Source organism: Corallococcus sp. 4LFB, assembly GCF_046520365.1.
Classification (GTDB): domain Bacteria; phylum Myxococcota; class Myxococcia; order Myxococcales; family Myxococcaceae; genus Corallococcus; species Corallococcus caeni.
The window spans coordinates 1-1325 of record NZ_JBKGHJ010001004.1; the positions used below are offsets into that span (position 1 = coordinate 1).

The window sequence follows — 1325 nt, forward strand, 5'->3', positions numbered from 1 at the left end:
CAGCCGGCCCGGTGCAGCCGCGTTCGTGCGCATGCGGGCGCGACGGACGCGAGCACCTGCGTCTCCCCGCGCACCGCGCCGGGCCGCGTGCCGGAGGAGCGGCTGGTGCTGCTGCTGGACGCGGAGGGCGGGGACGCGGTGCGCAGGCTGTCCACCGTGCTGGTGTCCACCGCGGCGGAGCTCTTGCGCTGCCGTGACGAGGCGCAGGTGCTGGAGCTGGCGGTGGAGGCCGTGCACCGGCAGGGCTTCTACGTCTCCGTGATGCTGCTGGAGGGCGACTTCCTGCGCCACGGGCCCATGCGCCAGGAGCCGGAGAGCCTGGCCGCCGCGGAGCAGCTCTACGGTCAGAGCGTGCACGCGGTGCGCTTCCCCCGCTCCGGGCTGCCGCACCTGGCGGAGGTGCTCACCCGCCGCCGGGCGGCGTTCCATCCGGACGCGTTCAGCATGGTGCGGCGGCTGCACTCGCCGGAGGTGGCGGACAACATCCAGCGCATCTACCCGCCGGGCTCGCGCGCGCTGGACGCGCCCATCTTCGTGGGGGACGAGCCCTTCGGCGTGCTGGCGGTGCAGTCCACCACGCTGACGCCCGCGAACGCGGGGGCGCTGGAGCTGTTCGCGCAGCTCATTGGCGGCGCGCTGGAGAACGTGCGGCACCACCGGGCGGCGGAGGCGCGGCTGGCGGAGGTGTCCCGCCTGCAGAACGAGCTCATCGCCAGCGAGCGGCTGACGGTGCTGGGCGAGGCCGCGGGCGTCGTGGCCCACGAGGTGCGCAACCCCCTGGGCGCCATCCTCAACACGGTGGCGGTGCTCAAGCGCGAACCGCGCCTGGGGCCGCGGGCGCTCCGCCGGTGGAGATGCTGGAGGAGGAGGCCATCCGGCTGGAGGACGATCGTGCGCGACCTGCTGGACGCGGTGCGCCGGCTGGAGCCCGGCCGCCGCCCCGTCTCGCTGGGCGAGCTGGTGCACCGCGCGCTCGGGCAGCTGGTCCACGGCCGGGAGGAGCTGCCCGCGCCGCGCGTGCTGTTCGACGAGGCGCCGGACGTGCCGGACCTCCCCGGCGACGAGACGCTGCTCCAGCTGGCCGTCACGCACCTGATGCGCAACGCCATCCAGGCCTCGCCGCGCGGGGGCACGGTGCGCGTGGCGGTGCGCCGCGTGCCGGAGGGCGTGTCGCTGAGCGTGGAGGACGAGGGCCCGGGCATCGCCGGGCTGGACCCCCAGCGCGTCTTCGAGCCCTTCTTCCTCACGCGCGCCAACGGCCGCGGCCTGGGGCTGGCCATCGTGCGGCGCGTGGTGCTGGCGCACGGGGGCAAGGTGCGCGCGGG

1 protein-coding gene is annotated in these 1325 nt (G+C 75.9%); it reads left to right on the forward strand.

Annotated features, from left to right (window positions below; translation table 11 throughout):
• A partial coding sequence (locus ACLEQD_RS43550; RefSeq protein ID WP_410391816.1) for an ATP-binding protein occupies window positions 1-1325 on the forward strand: 1325 nt, incomplete at both ends.